Origin of the sequence: Streptomyces sp. NPDC005925, assembly GCF_040638805.1 — a bacterium.
In the GTDB taxonomy this organism is placed as follows: Bacteria; Actinomycetota; Actinomycetes; order Streptomycetales; family Streptomycetaceae; genus Streptomyces.
Genome location: NZ_JBEXVL010000004.1, coordinates 44,433 through 64,191 on the forward strand (window position 1 = coordinate 44,433; position 19,759 = coordinate 64,191).

Sequence of the window (19,759 nt, forward strand, 5' to 3'; positions counted from 1 at the left end):
CCGGCTTTCCGGGGCCCGGACCCCGGGCGGCCGGACCTCCAGGGTCCCGGGTTCCGTCAGCCCAGCTGGGGCGGCAGCGGCGCCCTGTGCGTGACGATCAGGCCGGACACCGCCCGGGTCAGCGTCACGTACAGGCGGCGCAGGCCCGTCGGCTCGTCCGGTTCGCCCATGACCACGGCCTGCGGCTCGTCCAGGACCACGTAGTCGTACTCCATGCCCTTCGCGAGGGACGCCGGGACCAGGGTCAGGCGGACGTCCGCAGTCGTCTCCTCGCCCGGGGCCAGGTACGGGACCCCGGCCGACGTCAGGGCCTCGGCGAGCGCCGGGACGTGGGCGTCGGCGGCGATCAGGGCCGTCGAGCCCTCGTGGCGCAGCAGTTCCTCGCAGGCGGCGACGGTCTCGGCCGTGCCCGTGATCCCCCGGATCTCGAAGAAGCCGGGGTTCTCGCGGATCGACGCGACCGGGGCCAGGCCCGGCGCGATGTGCGGCAGCAGCCGGGACGCGTACGCGATGACGTCCGTCGGGACGCGGAAACCCGCCGTCAGCTCCTCGACCACCGCGTCGTCCTTGCCCAGGTGGGACAGGGCCTCCCGCCAGCTCCGGGTCGCCCAGGGCGTCGTGCCCTGCGCGAGGTCACCGAGGACGGTCGCCGAGCCGGTGGTGCAGCGGCGGCCCACGGCCCGGTACTGCATGGGGGAGAGGTCCTGCGCCTCGTCCAGGACCACATGCCCGAGGGAGTGCGTGCGCCGGATCAGGTCGGCGGCCTCGTCGATCAGGACGGCGTCGGCCGGTGACCACGCCGCCGCCCTGACCGACCGCACCGGCTTCGTCCACAGGATCGTCTTCTGCTCCTCGGCGGTCAGGACACCGTCCGCGTGCTCGGCGAGGTGGTCCGCGTCCGTCAGCAGCCGCAGTACCAGCTTCGCCGGGTCGACGGCCGGCCAGACCGCCTTGACGGCCGCCTTCACCGCGGCGTTGCGGGCCACCGCGTCCTGCACCCGGTCGTCGGGTGCCTCACCGGACCGCTCCATCTGCACCAGCACCGCGTGCGCGATGCGCTGCGGCAGGGCGTCGCGGGCGGCGCCGTACCGCATGCCGCGGTCCAGCAACTGGCGCACCAGGCCCTCCAGTTCGTACGCGGGGACCCGCCAGCGGCGGGAGCCGCGCACGACCACGACCGGTTCGGCCGGCATCGTCACGTGCGCGTACAGCGCCCGGCGCAGCACCTCGGCCATCCGCGCGTCGCCCTTGATCACGGCGGCGGTCGCGTCGTCCGTGCCGCGCACCTCCACATGGGCCACCAGGTCGTCCACGGTCGCCTGCTGCACCGTCAGCTCCCCCAGCGCCGGGAGGACCTGCTCGATGTAGTGCAGGAAGGACTTGTTCGGGCCGATGACGAGGGTGCCGGTGCGGGCGAGCCGCTCGCGGTGCGCGTACAGCAGGTAGGCCACCCGGTGCAGGCCGACGGCCGTCTTCCCGGTGCCGGGGCCGCCCTGCACGCACACCGTGCCGGACAGCCCGGACCGGACGATCTCGTCCTGCTCGGGCTGGATCGTCGCGACGATGTCCCGCATCGGGCCGACGCGCGGCCGTTCGATCTCCTGCTGGAGCAGCTTGCTCGTGGTGGCGGCCTCGGCCGGGTCCGACAGGCGCTCGTCCTCGTACGCGGTGAGGTCGCCGCCCGTGTAGCCGAAGCGGCGGCGCAGCGCGACGTCCAGGGGGTCCTTCCTGGACGCCCGGTAGAACGGCTGCGACACCGGTGCGCGCCAGTCGATGACCATGGGGTCGCCGTCGGCGTCGTGCACGTGCCGCCGCCCGATGTAGAAGCGCTCCCCTTCCGCCCCTTCCGCCCGATCGGCGCCTGGCGCGTGCAGGTAGTCGAGGCGGCCGAAGAACAGGGGCGTGTCGCTGAGGTCGGCCAGCGCCTTGATGCGGTCCTGGATCTGCCGCTCGAGGATCTGCGCGTTCACCCAGTTCGCGGTGACGTCGCGGATGTCGAGCGACTCGACGTCCGCGCGCATGGCACGCAGAGCGGCACGGGACGCGGCGAGGTGCCGGCGCTCACGGGACAGGGGGTCGTCGTCGACGGGCGTGGACAAGGGGGTGCCTCCGGGGGCCTGCGGTTCGGATGACGTCGCGGCCGGCTGTGTGGCGGTGCGGCAGCGCGTGCGTGGGGCCGCGTGGCCGCACGACAGCCGGGAAGTGCCGGCCGGTTTCCGTCCGGGCGGCGGCGCTCCGTGGGAGGAGGCGGGCAAGAGCGGGGATTGTAGGCCAGAGGCGGAGGGGGAGGCGAACGAGTTTCCCCCGTTCGCCCCTCGACCCCTAAGGGTCGGGGCTTCCTCGTCTCCGGGGGCGGCGTCCGTCCCCGGGTGGACGGACGGCCCCGAGAGTTCGGTCCAGGGACCGATGCCCGGGCCACCCCCGCGAACCCACCATGGAGACATGAGCGCAGCAACCATCACCCCCGTTCCCGGAGGCTCCCGTCCCTCCGGCGCCACCGCACTGCGGGGCAGCCACCATCACCGTCTGGGCGACGCCGTGCGAGCCGTCAGGGTGTTCGTCGGCGCGGCGTTCAACGTCGTGGTCCTCGGCGAGTACGGCGAGGAGGCGGGCGTACGCCCCAGGTGACCGCGGCGGTCACCGCCCGCCCCGTCTCCGCTCAGCTCTCCGTGAGCAGCTCGTCCGCGTCGACGATCCGGTACGCGTAACCCTGCTCCGCCAGGAAGCGCTGGCGGTGGGCGGCGAAGTCCTGGTCGAGCGTGTCGCGGGCGACGACCGAGTAGAAGTGCGCCTGGTGCCCGTCGGCCTTCGGCCGCAGCACCCGTCCGAGCCGCTGCGCCTCCTCCTGCCGCGACCCGAAGGTGCCGGACACCTGGATCGCGACCGTGGCCTCGGGCAGGTCGATCGAGAAGTTCGCGACCTTCGACACCACCAGCACGGAGATCTCCCCCTGCCGGAACGCCTCGAACAGCTTCTCCCGCTGCGCGTTGGACGTCTCGCCCTTGATGACGGGCGCGTCCAAGTGAGCGCCCAGCTCGTCCAGTTGGTCGATGTACTGGCCGATGACGAGGATCTGCTGCCCGGCGAAGCGGCGGACGATCGCCTCCGTCACCTTCCGCTTGGTGGCGGTGGTGGCGCAGAAGCGGTACTTCTCCTCGGTCTCGGCGGTCGCGTACGCGAGGCGCTCCGAGTCGGTGAGGTTGACGCGGACCTCGACGCAGTCGGCGGGCGCGATGTAGCCCTGCGCCTCGATCTCCTTCCACGGCGCGTCGAACCGCTTCGGCCCGATCAGCGAGAACACGTCCGACTCGCGGCCGTCCTCCCGCACCAGCGTCGCCGTCAGCCCGAGCCGCCGCCGCGCCTGGAGGTCGGCGGTGAACTTGAAGACGGGCGCGGGCAGCAGGTGCACCTCGTCATAGAGGACGAGGCCCCAGTCCCGCGAGTCGAACAGCTCCAGGTGCGGGTAGACGCCCTTCCGCTTCGTCGTCAGCACCTGGTACGTGGCGATGGTGACGGGCCGGATCTCCTTGCGCGTCCCGCTGTACTCGCCGATCTCCTCCTCGGTCAGCGACGTCCGCTTCACCAGCTCGTGCTTCCACTGCCGGGCGGAGACGGTGTTCGTGACGAGGATCAGCGTCGTCGACTTCGCCTCAGCCATGGCACCGGCCCCGACCAGCGTCTTCCCCGCGCCACAGGGCAGTACGACGACTCCGGAACCGCCGTGCCAGAAGTTCTCCACGGCCTGCCTCTGGTACGGCCTGAGCGCCCAGCCGTCCTCGTTCAGGTCGATCGCGTGCGCCTCGCCGTCCACGTACCCGGCGAGGTCCTCGGCGGGCCAGCCCAGCTTCAGCAGCACCTGCTTGATCTGCCCGCGCTCGGAGGGATGCACGGCCACCGTGTCGGGGTCGATGCGGTTCCCGACCAGGGGAGCGACCCGCTTGGAGCGCAGCACCTCCTCCAGGACGGGCCGGTCGGTGCTGCTCAGCACGAGGCCGTGCGCGGGATGCTTGACGAGGCTGAGCCGCCCGTAGCGGTCCATGGTCTCGGCGATGTCGACGAGCAGCGCGTGCGGCACCGGGTACCGGCTGTAGTGCACGAGCGCGTCCACGACCTGTTCGGCGTCATGGCCGGCCGCGCGCGCGTTCCACAGGCCGAGCGGCGTCAGCCGGTAGGTGTGGATGTGCTCCGGCGCCCGTTCCAGCTCGGCGAAGGGGGCGATGGCCCGACGGCAGTCGCCGGCCTGCTCGTGATCGACCTCGAGGAGCAGGGTCTTGTCGGACTGGACGATGAGCGGACCATTCACGCGCGGCTGCCTTTCTGGATACCCGGCACGGCCAAACGGCCAACGGCCAAACGTCCAGTGTGCCCCACCCGTGGGTGATCCCGATGGGGCGTACGCCACAGGCGCACGGGCCGCCGCGCGGCCGGCCGAGGCGCCCCGCCGCCGGGCCCGGCCGAAAAGCCGCCCCCACAGGCCCACCCCGCAGGGCAGCGCCCACACGGCCACGCGCGGGGAAAAGCCCGCACGGCTACCGCAGGGAAGGGGCCACGAGACATTCGCGGGGGCAGCGCCCACACGGCCACGCGCAGGGAAGGGCCCACGGGACACGCGCAGGGGAAAGCCACGAGACGCCCCCAGGAAGCCCCACGGGACACCCACAGGCAAGGGCCCACGAGGCCGCCCGCGGGGAAGGGGCCGGTACGGCTGCCCGCCGGGCGACCCGCCGGGTTACGAGTGTCCGAGCTCCGCCGTCGAGGGGTCCTCCGTCACCGGCACCGACCCCGAGTCGGACGCGGGGCGCAGCGGGAACGGGTCCACCCGGGTCTCGTCGATGACGGGCGGCGCGGGCTGCGGCGGCCTGGGCATGACGGCGGCCTCCGAGTGCCCGCCGCAGCCGTACGCCAGCGACACGACACGGCCGTCCGCGGGCGAGAACTCGTTGGCGCACACGCCGAAGGCCTGCCCCAGCGATCCGCCGACCCGGACGAGGAAACCGCAGCTCACACAGGCGGCGGGGGCGGCCTGCGCCATGGGGGTCTTGGGCCCGTGGGCCTCCTCCCAGCGGTCGGCGGCGGTGTGCAGCCCGTACCGGGACAGCACCCGGGCGCGGCCCATGCCCAATTCGTCGGCGATGGCCGAGATCGAGCCGCGCGAGGGCGGCAGCAGCGTCGCCGGAGGCCCGGCCGTGACCTCGGCGTCCTCCGCCTCGGCCAGCTCCGCCAGCTCCTCCGAGACGGCGGAGTCCGCCACCGGCTCGTCCTCACCGGACCAGCCGGGTTCCAGACGCAGGTCCTCGGCGTCGGTCGGCAGCAGATCGCCGGGACCCATGTCGCCGGGCCGCAGCCGCTCGCTCCACGGCACCCACTCCGGGGCCAGCAGCGCGTCCGGGCCGGGCAGGAGCACCGCCTCGTCCACCGTGACGATCTTCGCGCGCGACGCGCGGGCCACGGTCACCGCCCAGCGCCAGCCGCGGTAGCCGAGCTCCATGCACTGGAAGAAGTGCGTGACGACCCGGTCCCCCTCGGAGACCAGCTCCACGTGCTCGCCGACCACGCCCGGCGCGGCGGCCTCCTCGGCGGCGGCGCGGGCGAGGTCGACGGCCTCGGCGCACTGGCGGTCAGGGGTGCGGCTTCGCGTTGTCGCTGCGCTCACAGGTATCGCTTCTCTCCATACGCCGTCTCACGGGTGCGCCACACCGGCGGCGGAGCGGACGGAGCGGACCGAAGGGCCGCGTCGACGTCCGCGCCCGATCGCGCTCGGGCGCACCTCCGTCATCCATTCTGCGGGATGGCCGTCAGGCGCGCGGCCGAGAGCGTTCACCACGGCGCACCAGGCACGCTACCTGTTCGCGTGCGCTCGGCATACACCGACGGGACGGTTGGCGACCCGTACGTGACTTTCCCCGGCGTCGCGCCACGGCCGGTCCGGGCCGCCTGCACCGGCACCGGCGGGGCAGTCCAAACCGCCAGAACCGCCCCGGGGGCCGCCGCGAGCGGTCCGGGTGTCAGCCCGCCACCCGGCCGGCGAGGGGGCCGGCTCGGCCGGCAGGGGCGGGCGGGGGTGCAGGGACGGCCGGAGGTGCCCGGCCGTCGGGACGCGCCGGGTGCACCGCCGCCCTCCCCCTCCCTGGAGCACCCGCCGACGGGCACTCCCCGGCGCACACCAGCAGGCCCGGCGGCGGGATCACCGGCGACAACACCCCCATCCGCGCCGTATCCGCACTACCCGCCGCCTTCTCGGGGCACTATGACGAGGTGGCAGTCAAGGGCACCAGGGCGAGCGGCGGAGTCGGCGGTACGGGCCGGGAGCGTGGCCCGTTCCGTTCGGTCGCCCGTGCCCTGCACTTCCCGGTCACCGGCCCCGCCCGCCAGATCCGCCGCGCCACCCACGCCCACGGCGCGGGCGAGTCGGGCCTGGGCAAACTCATCGAACTGCACGGCGTGAACGGCGCCGGCGACGTCATGATCACCGTGGCCCTGGCCTCCACCGTCTTCTTCTCCGTGCCCACCGACGAGGCGCGCGGCCGGGTCGCGCTCTACCTCGGCATCACCATGGCGCCCTTCACCCTGCTCGCCCCGGTGATCGGCCCGCTGCTCGACCGCCTCCCACACGGCCGCCGCGCGGCCATGGCCGCCGCCATGCTGGCCCGCGCCCTGCTCGCCCTCGTCCTGTCCGCCGCCGTCGTCACCGGCGGTCTCGAGCTGTACCCGGCCGCGCTGGGCGTCCTCGTCGCCTCGAAGGCGTACGGCGTCGTCCGCAGCGCCGTCGTACCGCGTCTGCTGCCCGCCGACTTCTCCCTGGTCAAGGCCAACTCCCGGGTCACGCTCGGCGGTCTGCTCGCCACCGGCATCGCGGCACCCGTCGGCGCGGGGCTGCAACACGTCGGCGCCCGCTGGCCCCTCTACGGCGCCTTTGTGCTCTTCGTCCTGGGCACCGTTCTGTCGTTCACGCTGCCGCCCAAGGTGGACTCCGCGAAGGGCGAGGACACCGCACTGCTCGCCGCCGACGAAGAGCATCTGCACGGCCCGCATCTCAAGCCGGTCAAGCGCCCGGGGCTGCGCACGGTCGGTACGGCCGTCACGCACGCTCTCGCCGCCAACGCCGCGATCCGCTGCCTGACCGGCTTCCTGATCTTCTTCCTCGCGTTCCTGCTGCGCGAACACCCCATGACGGGCCAGAGCGCGGCCGTGTCCCTGGGCATAGTGGGCGTGGCCGCCGGCACCGGCAACGCCATCGGCACCGTCGTGGGCGCCTGGCTGCGCTCCCGCCGGCCGGAGATCATCATCGTGACGGTGGTCGCGCTCGTGCTCGGCGCGGCCGTGACCGCCGCCGTCTTCTTCGGCGCGGTCCTGGTCGCCTGCCTGGCCGCCGTCGCCGGTTTCGCGCAGGCGCTCGGCAAGCTGTCCCTGGACGCGCTGATCCAGCGCAACGTGCCCGAACTGGTCCGCACCTCCGCCTTCGCCCGCTCCGAGACGCTGCTGCAGATGTCGTGGGTGCTCGGCGGAGCCATCGGCATCGCCCTGCCGCTCGTCGGCCCGCTGGGCCTGTCGGTCGCCGCGGCCATCGTGGCCACGGGCTGGCTGGCGACCGTACGGGGCCTCCTCGCGTCGGCACGCCAAGGCGGCCCCTCGAACGCCCGGGTCGTATGACGGGACGGGACCGGCGCCTCTCGCGAGGCGTCCGGGATCGCGTCCCCCGGATCGGCCTCGAACCGTCCCCGGCGCGCCTCCCGAATCCCACGCCGGACGCGGCGCGCCGCCCCCTCGTGGGGAGACGGGTGGGTGTGCCCGATAGCCTTCGCCCATGACCTCGTTGCAATCCGCTGTGCGACGCCGCCGCGCCGTCGCCGCCGCCGGCGCCGTATCCGCCGGACTGCTCGTCCTCTCGGCGTGTGACAAGCCGACCCCGCTGGCCACGGTGACCGTCGGCAGTTCGTCGGTCAGTGGGGAAGCCACCTGCGGGGGCGCGGGCGACGTCCTGAAGACCGACGCCGTCTCCACGTGCCTGAAGAAGACGGGCATCGAGTCGATCTCCGTCGACCCCGACGAGACCGTCCGCTTCGGCGTCGACCCGGACATCGCCGACCAGGGCTGGACCATCCTGATGAACGGCCAGCCGCTCACGGACTCCAGCACCAAGACGTACCGCACGATCCCGGGCAGCGTCTTCTTCAACGCCCAGTACGGCGCCCAGGGCAATTCGACCCTGGTCTCCATCAAGGAGGGCGAGAAGGACGCGACCGGCCTGTGGTCCTTCAAGCTGAAGAAGGACTCCTGACCACGTCCGCCGGTCCCCGTGTCCTGGTGGCCACCGCGGTCCCGCCCGAACGGGACGCGGTGGCACAGGCATTCCCCGCCCTCGAACCCGCCCCCGGCATCGCCCACGGGCCCGTAAGCCCCGACGTCCTCGCCGTCGGCGTGGGCCCGGCGCGCGCCGCCGCCCACACCGCCGCCGCGCTCACCGCCGCGGCCCTCCGGGGCGCCCCCTACGACCTGGTCGTCAGCGCGGGCATCGCCGGCGGATTCGCGCCGCACGCGCCCCTCGGGTGCCTCGTCCTCGCCGACGAGATCACCGCCGCCGACCTCGGAGCCGACACCGCCGACGGCTTCCTGCCGGTCACCGACCTCGGCTTCGGCGTCGTCACCCACCGCCCGCCCGGGCCCCTCGTACGGGCCGTCGCCGACGCCACCGGAGCCCGCACCGGCACGGTCCTCACGGTCTGCACGGTGACCGGCACCGCCGCCCGCGCCGCCGCACTGCGCGCCCGCCACCCCCGTGCCCTCGCCGAGGCCATGGAGGGCTTCGGCGTCGCCGAGGCCGCCGCCGCGCACGGCGTGCCCGTGCTGGAACTGCGCGCCGTGTCCAACCCGGTTGGCCCGCGCGACCGCGCCGCCTGGCGCATCGGCGACGCCCTCACGGCGCTCACGGAGGGCTTCGGGAAGCTCACGCCCGTACTGGAGAGTTGGAAGCCGCATGACCAGTGAGCAGCAGCAGGCGCCGTCGCTGCGGATCGCCTACTCGCCCTGCCCGAACGACACGTTCGTCTTCGACGCGCTCGCCCACGGCCGCGTGCCCGGCGCCCCCGCCCTCGACGTGACGTTCGCGGACATCGACATCACCAACGGCATGGCCGAGCGCGGCGAGTTCGACGTGCTGAAGGTGTCGTACGCCGTCCTGCCGTACGTGCTGGAGCGGTACGCGCTGCTGCCGTGCGGCGGCGCGCTCGGCCGGGGCTGCGGCCCGCTCGTGCTCACCCGCGAGCCCGACGTCGACCTCACCGGCCGTACGGTCGCCGTGCCGAGCGAGAGGTCGACGGCGTATCTCCTCTTCCGGCTGTGGGCCGCGGACACGCTGCCCGGCGGCGTCGGCGAGATCGTCGTGATGCCGTTCCACGAGATCATGCCGGCCGTGCGGGACGGCGGGGTCGACGCCGGCCTCGTCATCCACGAGGCGCGCTTCACCTACCAGAACTACGGCCTGCACAAGCTCGCCGACATGGGCGAGCACTGGGAGCGGACCACCGGGCTGCCCATCCCGCTCGGCGCGATCATCGCCCGCCGCTCGCTGGGCGAGGACACGCTGCGGCTGCTCACCGAGTCCGTCCGCACCTCCGTGCGCGCCGCCTGGGACGACCCCGAGGCGTCCCGCCCGTACGTCATGGAGCACGCCCAGGAGATGGACCCGGCCGTCGCCGACCAGCACATCGGGCTGTACGTGAACGAGTTCACCGCCGACCTCGGCGCGAACGGCTACGCCGCCGTGCGGGGTCTGCTCACACGTGCGGCGGCCGAGGGGCTGGTGCCGCCCCTCGGCCGGGATGCGCTGGACTTTCCGTAACAACGGGAGGACGTCCGGCAGCTGTCCTACACGTCGAGCTGGTCGGCGACCGCCCGCAGCAGGCCGGCGATCTTCTTGCCGGACGCCTTGTCGGGGTAGCGGCCCTTCTCCAGCATCGGGGTGATGTTCTCCAGAAGGGTCGTCAGGTCCTGCACGATGGACGCCAGCTCGTCGGGCTTCTTGCGCTGCGCCGCAGCGACCGAAGGGGCCGGTTCCAGCAGGGTGAGGGAGAGTGCCTGGTCACCGCGCTGTCCGGCGACCACGCCGAACTCCACGCGCTGGCCCGGCTTGAGCGTCTCGACTCCGGCGGGGAGGACCGAGGAATGCACGAAGACGTCGCCGCCGTCGTCGCGGGAGAGGAAGCCGAAGCCCTTCTCGCTGTTGAACCACTTGACCTTGCCGGTAGGCAAAGCACGCACCCCATCTCACCAGTCAGCCGAACCACTGTAGTCCCAGGTCAGGCTATCCGGCGCTCGCTGTTGCCCGCCGTGCCCTGAAGCCTCCTCAGCTCTGTACCCTCCGTCGAGCCCGCCCACTCCAGCCGGGCAGAGCATCCCGGTCGGCGGCGGACGTGCTCGCGAGGGGCGAGGCAGGCAGGCACATCTCAGCACATGCCCGGTGGCCCCCGGCAACTCGTCACGTCCCGGGAGAGCCGCGGCCCGTGCCCGATGGGCCGCTCGTCGTGCCGTCCCGTCGCGTCAGTCGTCCGCCAGCTCGGCGACGCCCGTGATGCGGTGCAGCGCGAAGGTGCGGACCTCGTCGGCGGTGTGGTCGAACGCCGTGACGTAGCCGCCCTCGACGCGGACCGGGGCGACGACGCGCTGGCTGGCGGCGCCCTCGGCGTTGACGTACCCGATCCACACGGTCTCGCCGGTGAGGACGGCCGCCTGCATGGTGGCGAGGGTCTCGGCGGCACCGGTGCGCGGCAGGTCGCCGCCCGCCCCGGGGGCGGCGCCGTCGGCCGGTTTGCGCGGGGCCGTCGCCGCCAGGTCCCCGGCCCGGACGGCGCGCAACGCGGCGGCCAGCAGCGCCTCGTCGGGCACCGGCGGGCCCTCCGGAACCGGCTGCGGCGCGGTGCGCGGCGGAGTGCGCCGGGCGTCGGCGCGGGCGATCAGCACGTCGCCCTCCGCCGACTCGGCGGCCGGCGCGTACCCCATCGCGCGCAGGCCCTCCAGCAGCGCGGCCGGGTCGGCCTGCGCGGCCAGCACGGTCGGCGCGAGGCGGCGCAGCCGCAGCCCGGCGGAGCGTTTGTCGGCCATGATCTCGTTGAGTGCGGCGTCGTCGTCGCAGCGCACGTACGCCGAGGCGGCGCCCACCCGCAGATGCCCGTGCCGGCGGGCGACGTCGTCGATCAGGTACGTCAGCGGCTGCGGCACCGGGGTGCGGGAGTGCTCGGCGAGGAAGGCGTGCAGGTCGGCGGCGGTCCGGCCGGCGTCCAGCGCGCGGCGCACGGAGGCCGGCGTGAACCGGTAGACGGTCGCCCCGCCCTTGGACTCCACGTCGGCGAGGACGTCCAGCATGTCGGCGAGCGGCGGTTGCAGCGGGCCGGGCGCGACGGCCGTCAGGTCGGCCTGGAGCAGTACGTGGTCGAGGGGTTCGGGCAGCAGCGGGGCCAGCACGCGGGCGGCGGAGGCGGTGGCCGCGGCCTGTTCGGCGGAGGACAGAGGCGTGAAGGGGGCGGGGGCGGCGGCCACCGTCCTGTGGTGGTGGACGGGCAGCTTGTCGCCGGGCCCTACGGGCTCGCCGGCCTGGTCCTGTGCCCCGGCGCCGGTCGGGTCGCCGGCCTGCGGCGCCGGGGGCGCGCCCAGCAGGGCCCGGCCCTGGGCGGACAGGGCGCCGCGGCCGGTGACGCCGAGGAGTTCCGCCTCGGTCAGGGTCCAGCGGGCGAGGCGGGCGCGCAGGTCGTCGTGGTCGCGTTGCGTGCCGCGCGGCGGGCGCTCCCAGTGCATCCGGGCCAGCACCGACCCGGCCGACGCCGCGGCTCCCTCCGGCAGCCCGGCCAGCAGCGTCAGCACCCGGTGCCGTACCTCGGGCGCCGCGGAGCGGTCCAGGCCGGGGCCGAGTGCCGACAGGGTGCGGTCCTTCGCGTCCCGTCCGCCGATCAGCCCGGGTGTGCGGGTGGCGGTCAGCCAGGCCGTGGCGAGCCGCGCCCAGCGTTCGGCGGCGGGCAGCTCCCGCCACGCGTCGAAGGCCGGGGTCGCCGCGTACCGCTCGTCGGCCTCGCCGTCGGGGGCGATCAGACCGGCGGCGTAGGCGAGTTCGACCCAGAAGGCGGCGATCGGCTCGGACACGCCCAGGGCGACGGCCGTCCGCTTCAGGTCGCGGACGCTGAGGCCGCCCGCCCGCAGCACGGCCGGGCCGCCCTCGTCCCAGTCCTTCAGCAGCTCCGCCACCGTCGTCAGCGCGGTGTACGCCTGCCCGGCCGCCGTCGCGTCCACGATCTGCGGGCGGTGCGTCGCGTCGGCCGTCACGGGCGGCGGCACCGGCTCCGGCGTGCGGTGCGCGCGGCCCGCGCGCAGATGGAGGGCCACCTCGCGCGGCAGGACGACCGTGCCGGGCGCGGTCGGCAGCAGCAGCCCGCGGTCCAGCAGGCGGCGCAGCCGGGCCGCCGGTTCGGCGGTGACCTGGCCGTACGGCGGCCCCCACACGAGGCGTTCCAGCACCTCGAGGGAGTCGTCCGGCAGCTCGGCGAGCAGTGCCGCCATCCGCTCCCGGTCGCGGAACAGCGCGGTCAGCGACGCCGCGGCGGACACCGCGTCGTGCGTCGAGGACAGCCCGGCGGTGGTCATGATCTCCTGGATGCGGCCCGGCGACATGCCCGCCGTCGCCTCCTGCACGCTCGGCCCGAGCCCGGTGGGAGAGGGGTGCTGCGGCGTGGGCGCGAGCAGCTCGCGGGCGGTGCGCACGAGCCGCAGCACGTCGTCGCGGCCCCACACCAGGGCCTGCTCGCGCAGCGTGCCGAGCGCCCGTGGCAGCGCCGCCTCGACCGCCGGGTCCCGCCCCTCGCCCGGGTCGCCGGCCATGAGCCCGAGCAGGTCGTCGTAGGTGGCCGGGTCCGGCGCCACGGCCAGCGCCTGAGCGGTCTGCAGCGCGAACCGGTCCAGCCGCTCCAGGGCCCGCACCACCGACGCGCGCGTGCCCGCGCGTGTGGCGAGCTGCGTGACGTCCGTCGGGACGGGCGTGATCAGATCGGGACGGCTGCGCAGGAGGGCGGCCAGTGAGGCGTCGTCGCGGGCGCGGAGCGCTTCCGCGAGCGAACGGGGTGCCGTCGGCTTCTCCTCGGTGCTCATCCGGACCACGGTAGCCGGTGCGGGTGCGCGCGAGGAGGCGGTGACCGCGTTCGGACCCGCCCCGCCCGCGTCGTACGCGGGCGGCGGCCCGGGGCCCGCCGTGAGTTGGGACACGCGCGCGGGCGGGCCGCGTCGACCCGCCCGCGTGTCGGCCGCCCTGCGCTACGGTCGTCCACGGAACGGCACCCACCCCGGAGGGGACTGCGTGGGAATCGAGAGCGACCAGGTCGTCTACGAGTATCTGAGCCGCGTCGGAGACGTGGCGCAGCAGCGGCAGTTGCCGTCCGCGACCCGCATGCGCCTGGTCGCCGACCTGCGCAACGAGATCGACCGCCGCCGTGCCAGAACCCCCGTCGACAGCCCGGCCGCCGTCCGCCGCATCGTGGCCCGGCTCGGCAGCCCCGACGAGGTCGTGGAGGCCGCCGGATCCGGGGACCACGCCGCCGACGCCGCCGGTGCCGGTGCCGCGTCGGCCCGCCCCGCCGCGCGGGAGACGGCCACGGCTGTGCCCGTACAGCGCGACCGCGGAAGCGGAAGCCCCGGCGGGAGCGGCGGCGCGAGTGAGAGTGGGGATGGGGACGGCGTGGGCCGGGAGGGTCTGACGGGTCTGACGGGCCTGACAGGTCTGACGGGTCTGACGGGCCGGGTGAAGGGCATCCGCCGGATCGTGCCGAGGCCCCGCCCCGCCGCCGCGCCGGTCGAGCACGAGCCCTCCGACGTGCCGTCCTCACCGCACCGCGCGAGCGAGGACGAACTCGGCGACAGCGCCACGCAGGCCGACTGGTGGCGGGTGGACAGCAGCCCCTGGGGCGTGGGCGACGAGGTCCCCGGCTTCACCGGCGGCGTGGAGATCCCGGAGCTGCTGAAACGGCCGCAGACGCCGAAGGAGAAGGTCGAGGCCGCCGGCAAGGAGAAGGACGGCAAGGACGGCAAGGAGAAGGAAGGGGGCGCCGGCGGCGAGGGCGGGGAGTCCGGGAAGGCCGACGGCACCGACTCCGGCCAAGCCCCCCGGCGCCGCCTGCCGCGCCTGCCCTCCGCCGGCTGGAGCAACCCCTTCCTGCTGCTCGCCGCCGCACTGCTGGTCGCGGGCGCGGTGCTCGGCACGTGGTACGCGCTGCTGCTGGGCTGGGTCATCGCCTACAGCTCGCGCCGCCTGACCCAGACCGAGACGAAATGGGCGGTCATGGTCCTGCCCGGCCTCGCGGCGACGGCCGGGGTGGTGTGGTTGTGGGGCCGCACGGAGGGCCGCTGGGGCGCCCCGATCGCCGAGGGGCGGATGAACGACGCGGTCGCGGAGACCTGGCCGTGGGTGGTGCGGGGCGCGGCGGTCGCGTCGGCGCTGTTCCTGGTGTGGCGGTCGCAGCGGAAACGGTGACGGCGCGCGTGGCGGTGGGTGTTCCCGCCGGAGGCGGTGGCGGCGCGCGTCGCGGTGGGGTGTTCTCGCCGGAAACGGTGGCGGCGCGCGTGGCGGTGGGGTGTTCCCGACGGAACCGGTGACGGGCGCGAGCGCGGTGGCCGTACGCGTTGCGGCTCGGGAGCTCGGGAGCTCGGGAGCTCGGGATCTCGGAGTCCCGGAGTCCGGGACTCCGGAGTCCGGGACCTTGGGACGCCGGGAAGGGGGACGTCGGGAGGGCGGGACTCGGGACGTCGGGAGTTCGGGGCGGCGGACCTCGTGGGGGAGGCCCGGGGCTCGGGTGCTCGTCCGTTCTCCGGACGCCGCCGCCGATGCCGTAGCCCCTGGGCACAATGGGCCGTGTGACTTCTTCCGCGCCGACTGTCGGCTTCGACCTGGACATGACCCTCATCGACTCCCGTCCCGGCATCCGCGCCTGCTACCGGGCGCTGTCCGAGCGGACGGGGACGTACATCGACGCCGACCTCGCGGTGACGCGGCTCGGGCCGCCGCTGGCGGAGGAACTGGCCCACTGGTTCCCGGACGGGGAGGTGGCGGCCGTGGCGGACATGTACCGCGCGATGTACCCCACGACCGCCATCGCCACGTCGCCCGCCATGCCGGGCGCGCGGGAGGCGATGGCGGCGGTGCGGCAGGCCGGTGGGCGTGCGATCGTCGTCACCGCCAAGTACGAGCCCAACGCCAAACTGCACCTCGCCCACCTGGGCATCGAGCCGGACGCGGTGGTCGGCGGCCTGTGGGCCGAGCAGAAGGCGGAGGCCCTGCGGGAGTACGGCGCGGGGATCTACGTGGGCGACCACCTCGGGGACGTGCGTGGGGCGCGCACCGCGGGTGCCCTGGCGGTGGCGGTGGCGACCGGCCCGTGCGACGCCACCGAGCTGCGGCGGGCCGGCGCGGACGTGGTGCTGGCCGACCTCACGGAGTTCCCGGCCTGGCTGGCGGCCCATGTGGAGGCGCGGGACTGACGCCCGGCCCCACCACGGCCCACCTCGGTCTGTCCGAGCCTGCCCGGCGCTATTCGGAGGCGCGGGCCTGGCGCCGGCCGGCCGCGATGGAGCGCAGTACGCCCGCGCCGGCGAGCAGGAAGCCGACGGCCATCAGCATGCTCAGCCCGAACATGTACGTCGGGAAGGGCGTCGTGCCGAGAAACAGCGGGGCGACGGTGACGAGCGTGGCCACCGCGCCGACGATGAAGACGATGCCGCCGGCCCGCACCAGCCCGTCTCCGGGGGCGGGGTCGGCGTGGGGCTCGGCGTAATCCGCATCCGCGGGGTTGTCGTTGCGCACGGCCTCAGGTTAGTTCCCGCCCCGTGCCCGCGTTCAGCCGGGCCGCGCCCGTGCCCGCCTCCGGCCGGGTGTGCACGTATCCGTCCTCGGCCGGGCTGCGTCGGCGTCCGTCGCCCGCCGGGCAGCCCTCGTCCGCAGGCCGGGCTGGGCCGCTGCGCGCGCTCGGGCGGCCCTTCAGCCGGGCCGCGCCCGTGCCCGCCTCCGGCCGGGCCGCGCCCCTTCTCCAGCCGGACCCGGCAGCCTCAGGGCTCCGCCTCGCCGGCCGGGCCTCCGCCCCCCTGCCGGAGGCCCCGCGGCTCCGGACCCGGTGCGACGTCCGTCCGCCGACCCCGTCGCGTGCGAGTTCGGCTCCTGCCGGGCGCGGTACCTTCGTCGTCACGCCGATGAGGAGAGTGAACGTGAGCAAGTTCGTGCGGCCGGCACCCGAGGGCGCGGACCCGTTCGGTACGGCACGTCTGCGGCGCGGGGTGCTGGACGCCTGGGTCACCAGCGCGGCCCGGTTCCGCGAGGACGCCAACGCCGAGGAGGACCTGGTCCTCGGCGGCTACCGGGACCGGCTCGTCGTCGAACTCGCCCAGAACGCCGCCGACGCCGCGGCCCGCGCGGGCGTGCCCGGCCGCCTGCGGCTCACCCTCCGCGCCGGTGTCCTCGTCGCCGCCAACACCGGTGCCCCGCTGGACGCGGCCGGTGTCGAGTCGCTGTCCACGCTGCGGGCCTCCGCCAAGCGGGACACGCCCTCCGTGGGCCGCTTCGGCGTCGGTTTCGCCGCCGTCCTCGCCGTCACCGACGAGCCCGCCGTCGTCGGCCGGCACGGCGGTGTGCGCTGGTCCCTGGCCGAGGCCCGTCACCTGGCCGGTGAGACCGCGCGGCACAGCCCCGGCCTCGGCGACGAGGTCCGCCGCCGCGACGGTCACGTACCGCTGCTGCGGCTGCCGTTCGCCGCCGAGGGCAGCGCCCCCGACCCGTACGACACGGCCGTCGTCCTGCCGCTGCGGGACCCGGCCGCCGCCGACCTCGCCGAGCGGCTCCTGCACGCCGTGGACGACGCGCTCCTGCTGGCCCTGCCGGGCCTGGAGGAGGTGGTGATCGAAACCCCCGCGACCGCCCACGGGACACACCGGTCCCACGAGGCTCACGAGACGCGCACCCTGCGCCGCCGCACCGAGGACGGCCTCACCGTCGTGGAGGACTCCCGGGACGGCACCACCCGCTGGCGCACCACCGCCGCGCACGGCCCGCTCACGCCCGACCTGCTCGCCGACCGGCCCGTGGAGGAGCGGCTGCGCCCCCACTGGTCCGTCACCTGGGCCGTACCCGCCGACTCCGACGGCAGCCCGGCCGCGCCCCGCACCGCCGCCGTCGTCCACGCGCCCACGCCCAGCGACGAGCCGCTCGGCGTGCCCGCCCTGCTCATCGCCTCGTTCCCGCTGGACTCCACCCGCCGGCACGCCGCGCCCGGACCGCTGACCGACTTCCTCGTGCAGCGTGCCGCCGACACCTACGCCGGACTGCTCGCCGACTGGCGTCCCGTGACGACCGGCATCGTGAGCCTCGTGCCCGGCCCGCTCGGCAAGGGCGAACTGGACGGCGCGCTGCGCCGGGCGATCCTGGAGCGGCTGCCCCGCACGTCGTTCCTGCCGCCCGCCGTCCCGCCCGCGCAGGACGACTCGGAGCTGCCGGAGTCGCTGCGGCCGAGGGACGCCGAGGTCGTGGAGGGCGCGGGCGCGGACACCGTGCGCGTACTGGCCGAGGTGCTGCCGACGCTGCTGCCCGCCGGACTGGAGCGGCGCGTGGAGCTGCGCACCCTGGACGTCGCCCGGGTGCCGCTGACCGACGCGATCGACCGGCTGGCCGGCCTGGAGAAGGAGCCCGGCTGGTGGCGGCGGCTGTACGACAGCCTGGCCGGCGTCGACCCCGACCGGCTGTCGGGGCTGCCCGTGCCGCTCGCCGACGGCAGGACCACCATCGGGCCCCGGCAGGTCCTGCTGCCCACGTCCGGCACGGGCGGCCCCGCGGGCATGTCCGACGCGTCCGGGACCGACCCCGAGGTGCTGACCCGGCTCGGTCTGAAGGTCGCCCACCCGGACGCCGCGCACCCCCTGCTGGAGAAGCTGGGCGCGCTGCCGGCGACGCCGCGCGCCGTGCTCACCACGCCGCAGGTGCGGGCGGCCGTCGCCGCGTCCCTGGACGACGAGGGCGGCGCGAGCTGGGAGGAGGACGCGCCCGACGCCGAGGAACTGGCCGACACGGTGCTCGCCCTCGTACGGGACGCGGGCCTCGAACCGGGCGACGAGCCCTGGCTCGGCGCCCTCGCCCTGCCCGACGAGGACGGCGAACTCGCCCCCGCCGGCGAACTCGTCCTCCCCGACGGCCCTTTCCACCGGGTGATGCGCGAGGGCGAGCTGGCCACCGTCGACGCGGAGCTCGCCGAGCGGTGGGGCGCGCAGCCCCTCGCCGCCTGCGGCGTGCTCGTCGACTTCGCGCTCGTCCGCGCCACCGACGTCGTCCTCGACCCCGACGAACTGGAGCCCCGCGAGGGCGACTTCGCCGAGCCGGACGACGCCGGTCTGCTGGACGCCGTGGACGTGTGGTCCGAGGACGTCCTCGACCGGTTCCCCGACAGCCCCGTCCCGCCCGTCGCCACCGAGCTCGTCGCCGTGCGCGACCTGGACCTCGTGGACGACGACAAGTGGCCGCAGGCCCTGGCCCTCCTCGCCCGGCCGCCGCTGCGCGACGCGATCACCCAGCCCGTACGCATCCTGCTCCCGGACGGCACCCACGAGGTCGTACGGCCCTACACCGCCTGGTGGCTGCGCGGGCACCCCGTGCTCGACGGCCGCCGCCCCGCCGGTCTGCGGGTGGCCGGCGGCGACCCGCTGCTGCACGGCCTGTACGACGAGGCCGACGCGACCGGCTTCGAGGACGAGCAGGTGCTGCGGGCGCTGGGCGTGCGCACCTCCGTCGCGGCCCTGCTGGACGAGCCGGGCGGCGCCGCCGAACTCCTCGACCGGCTCGCCGACCCCGGCCGCGAGGTCTCCGCCGTGCAACTGCACGCCCTGTACAGCGCCTTGGCCGTGCTGGACCCGGAGCAGGTGACCCTGCCGGACGACCTGCGTGCCGTGGTCGACGGCCGGGTGGAGGTCGTGGACGCCGGTGAGGCGGTCGTCGTGGACTCGCCGGACCTGCTGCCGTTCACCGGGGGCGTGCCGCTGCTGCCGGTACGGCCGGCGCACGCCGCCGAGCTGGCCGAGCTGTTCCAGGTGCGGCGGCTGAGCGAGTCCGTCACGGGCCGGGTCACGTCCGAGGGCACCGAGCACGACGTACCGGACCCGGTGCGGGTGCTGCTCGGCCCGCGTACCCCGGGCTCGTATGTCGAGCACGAGGAACTCGTGGTGGACGGCGTGGAGCTGGACTGGCGCCTGACGACGGGCGGCGTGCTGCACGCGGCGACCCTGGAGGGCGTGGCCGCGGGTCTCGCCTGGGCGGCCGGCCAGTGGCCGCGCCGCTTCGAGGTCGCGGCCCTGCTGGAGGACCCGTCCCGGACGGAGGAACTGGCCCGGGACCGCTGGTTCGACTGACACTGCTGCTGCCGCCGCTGCCGTGCCGCTGCCGCTGCCGCTGCCGCTGTCGCTGCCGCCAGCGCCGGCAGCGGCACGGACGGCACGGACGGCCGAGACGGCACGGACGGCCGAGACCGGCGGCAGTGACGGCGAAGACGGCGAAGACGGTGGCGACGGCGACGGCGACGGCGACGGCACGCGTCGGTGTCGGTGTCGGTGGCGACGGCGGGTGCGGTGTGGGTGGCCCCGAGGGTGGGGCGATGCGTGGGGAGTGTGGGCGCCCGCACACATTTTCTTGGCATCCGTACAACCATTCGGTCGTCCCGCGCATCTGATCACTCGAGTCAACAGGCTCCACCATCACTTCTCC

The 19,759-nt window shown here is 75.1% G+C and carries 14 protein-coding genes; 8 read left to right on the top strand and 6 right to left on the bottom strand.

Annotated elements, in window-relative coordinates:
- Nucleotides 1-56: 56 nt before the first annotated feature.
- The gene (locus ABZ354_RS07155; protein WP_358654321.1) at nucleotides 57-2,021 is read right to left on the bottom strand and encodes a UvrD-helicase domain-containing protein; all 1,965 of its coding nucleotides are present in this window, start codon (nucleotides 2,019-2,021) and stop codon (nucleotides 57-59) included.
- Nucleotides 2,022-2,442: 421 nt separating this feature from the next.
- Between ABZ354_RS07155 and ABZ354_RS07160 the strand changes: the two genes are divergently transcribed.
- A complete protein-coding gene (locus ABZ354_RS07160; protein WP_358653841.1) occupies nucleotides 2,443-2,628 on the top strand; it encodes a hypothetical protein in 186 nt (61 codons plus the stop codon).
- A gap of 31 nt (nucleotides 2,629-2,659) precedes the next feature.
- Here the strand turns inward: ABZ354_RS07160 and ABZ354_RS07165 are convergent, their stop codons facing one another.
- Both ABZ354_RS07165 and ABZ354_RS07170 read right to left on the bottom strand, forming a co-directional pair.
- Complete coding sequence (locus ABZ354_RS07165) at nucleotides 2,660-4,303, bottom strand: DNA repair helicase XPB (RefSeq protein WP_358653843.1); 1,644 nt, start codon at nucleotides 4,301-4,303, stop codon at nucleotides 2,660-2,662.
- A 426-nt stretch (nucleotides 4,304-4,729) separates the two neighbouring features.
- Complete coding sequence (locus ABZ354_RS07170) at nucleotides 4,730-5,653, bottom strand: DUF3027 domain-containing protein (RefSeq protein WP_358653845.1); 924 nt, start codon at nucleotides 5,651-5,653, stop codon at nucleotides 4,730-4,732.
- A gap of 602 nt (nucleotides 5,654-6,255) precedes the next feature.
- Between ABZ354_RS07170 and ABZ354_RS07175 the strand changes: the two genes are divergently transcribed.
- The 4 genes from ABZ354_RS07175 to ABZ354_RS07190 all read left to right on the top strand — a co-directional run bounded on the left by ABZ354_RS07175 (nucleotide 6,256) and on the right by ABZ354_RS07190 (nucleotide 9,838).
- Nucleotides 6,256-7,650 carry an MFS transporter gene (locus ABZ354_RS07175; RefSeq protein ID WP_358653847.1) on the top strand — a complete coding sequence of 465 codons (1,395 nt, stop codon included), beginning with the start codon at nucleotides 6,256-6,258 and terminating at the stop codon, nucleotides 7,648-7,650.
- A gap of 154 nt (nucleotides 7,651-7,804) precedes the next feature.
- Nucleotides 7,805-8,278, top strand: coding sequence for a DUF2771 domain-containing protein (locus ABZ354_RS07180; protein WP_358653849.1), 474 nt, complete (start codon nucleotides 7,805-7,807; stop codon nucleotides 8,276-8,278).
- On the top strand, nucleotides 8,248-8,985 hold the full coding sequence (locus ABZ354_RS07185; RefSeq protein ID WP_358653851.1) for a futalosine hydrolase: 738 nt from the start codon (nucleotides 8,248-8,250) through the stop codon (nucleotides 8,983-8,985). The genes ABZ354_RS07180 and ABZ354_RS07185 overlap by 31 nt, the downstream gene beginning before the upstream one ends.
- Nucleotides 8,975-9,838, top strand: coding sequence for a 1,4-dihydroxy-6-naphthoate synthase (locus tag ABZ354_RS07190; protein ID WP_358653853.1), 864 nt, complete (start codon nucleotides 8,975-8,977; stop codon nucleotides 9,836-9,838). Before ABZ354_RS07185 ends, ABZ354_RS07190 begins: the two co-directional genes overlap by 11 nt.
- Nucleotides 9,839-9,864: 26 nt before the next feature.
- Here the strand turns inward: ABZ354_RS07190 and ABZ354_RS07195 are convergent, their stop codons facing one another.
- Together ABZ354_RS07195 and ABZ354_RS07200 are read right to left on the bottom strand one after the other, a co-directional pair.
- Nucleotides 9,865-10,248: a cold-shock protein gene (locus ABZ354_RS07195; RefSeq protein WP_358654323.1), complete on the bottom strand. Its 384-nt coding sequence runs from the start codon at nucleotides 10,246-10,248 to the stop codon at nucleotides 9,865-9,867.
- Nucleotides 10,249-10,536: 288 nt separating this feature from the next.
- A complete protein-coding gene (locus tag ABZ354_RS07200; RefSeq protein ID WP_358653855.1) occupies nucleotides 10,537-13,128 on the bottom strand; it encodes a helicase C-terminal domain-containing protein in 2,592 nt (863 codons plus the stop codon).
- Nucleotides 13,129-13,333: 205 nt separating this feature from the next.
- Between ABZ354_RS07200 and ABZ354_RS07205 the strand changes: the two genes are divergently transcribed.
- Entirely contained in the window at nucleotides 13,334-14,503 is a 1,170-nt protein-coding gene (locus tag ABZ354_RS07205; protein WP_358653857.1) for a hypothetical protein, read from the top strand.
- A 371-nt stretch (nucleotides 14,504-14,874) separates the two neighbouring features.
- Nucleotides 14,875-15,507 (top strand): HAD family hydrolase, encoded by a 633-nt coding sequence (locus ABZ354_RS07210; RefSeq protein WP_358653859.1) that lies wholly within the window; start codon nucleotides 14,875-14,877, stop codon nucleotides 15,505-15,507.
- Between the two features lie 49 nt (nucleotides 15,508-15,556).
- Here the strand turns inward: ABZ354_RS07210 and ABZ354_RS07215 are convergent, their stop codons facing one another.
- Entirely contained in the window at nucleotides 15,557-15,829 is a 273-nt protein-coding gene (locus ABZ354_RS07215; RefSeq protein ID WP_358653861.1) for a hypothetical protein, read from the bottom strand.
- A gap of 398 nt (nucleotides 15,830-16,227) precedes the next feature.
- Between ABZ354_RS07215 and ABZ354_RS07220 the strand changes: the two genes are divergently transcribed.
- Complete coding sequence (locus ABZ354_RS07220) at nucleotides 16,228-19,407, top strand: molecular chaperone Hsp90 (protein WP_358653863.1); 3,180 nt, start codon at nucleotides 16,228-16,230, stop codon at nucleotides 19,405-19,407.
- The last annotated feature ends 352 nt before the right edge of the window (nucleotides 19,408-19,759 follow it).

Bases quoted from the DNA above. Each gene is read 5' to 3' on its own strand.
- ABZ354_RS07155 (WP_358654321.1), bottom strand. From the start codon at position 2,021: ATGCGCGCGGACGTCGAGTCGCTCGACATCCGCGACGTCACCGCGAAC.
- ABZ354_RS07160 (WP_358653841.1), top strand. From the start codon at position 2,443: ATGAGCGCAGCAACCATCACCCCCGTTCCCGGAGGCTCCCGTCCCTCC.
- ABZ354_RS07210 (WP_358653859.1), top strand. From the start codon at position 14,875: ATGGGCCGTGTGACTTCTTCCGCGCCGACTGTCGGCTTCGACCTGGAC.
- ABZ354_RS07200 (WP_358653855.1), bottom strand. From the start codon at position 13,128: ATGAGCACCGAGGAGAAGCCGACGGCACCCCGTTCGCTCGCGGAAGCG.
- ABZ354_RS07180 (WP_358653849.1), top strand. From the start codon at position 7,805: ATGACCTCGTTGCAATCCGCTGTGCGACGCCGCCGCGCCGTCGCCGCC.
- ABZ354_RS07190 (WP_358653853.1), top strand. From the start codon at position 8,975: ATGACCAGTGAGCAGCAGCAGGCGCCGTCGCTGCGGATCGCCTACTCG.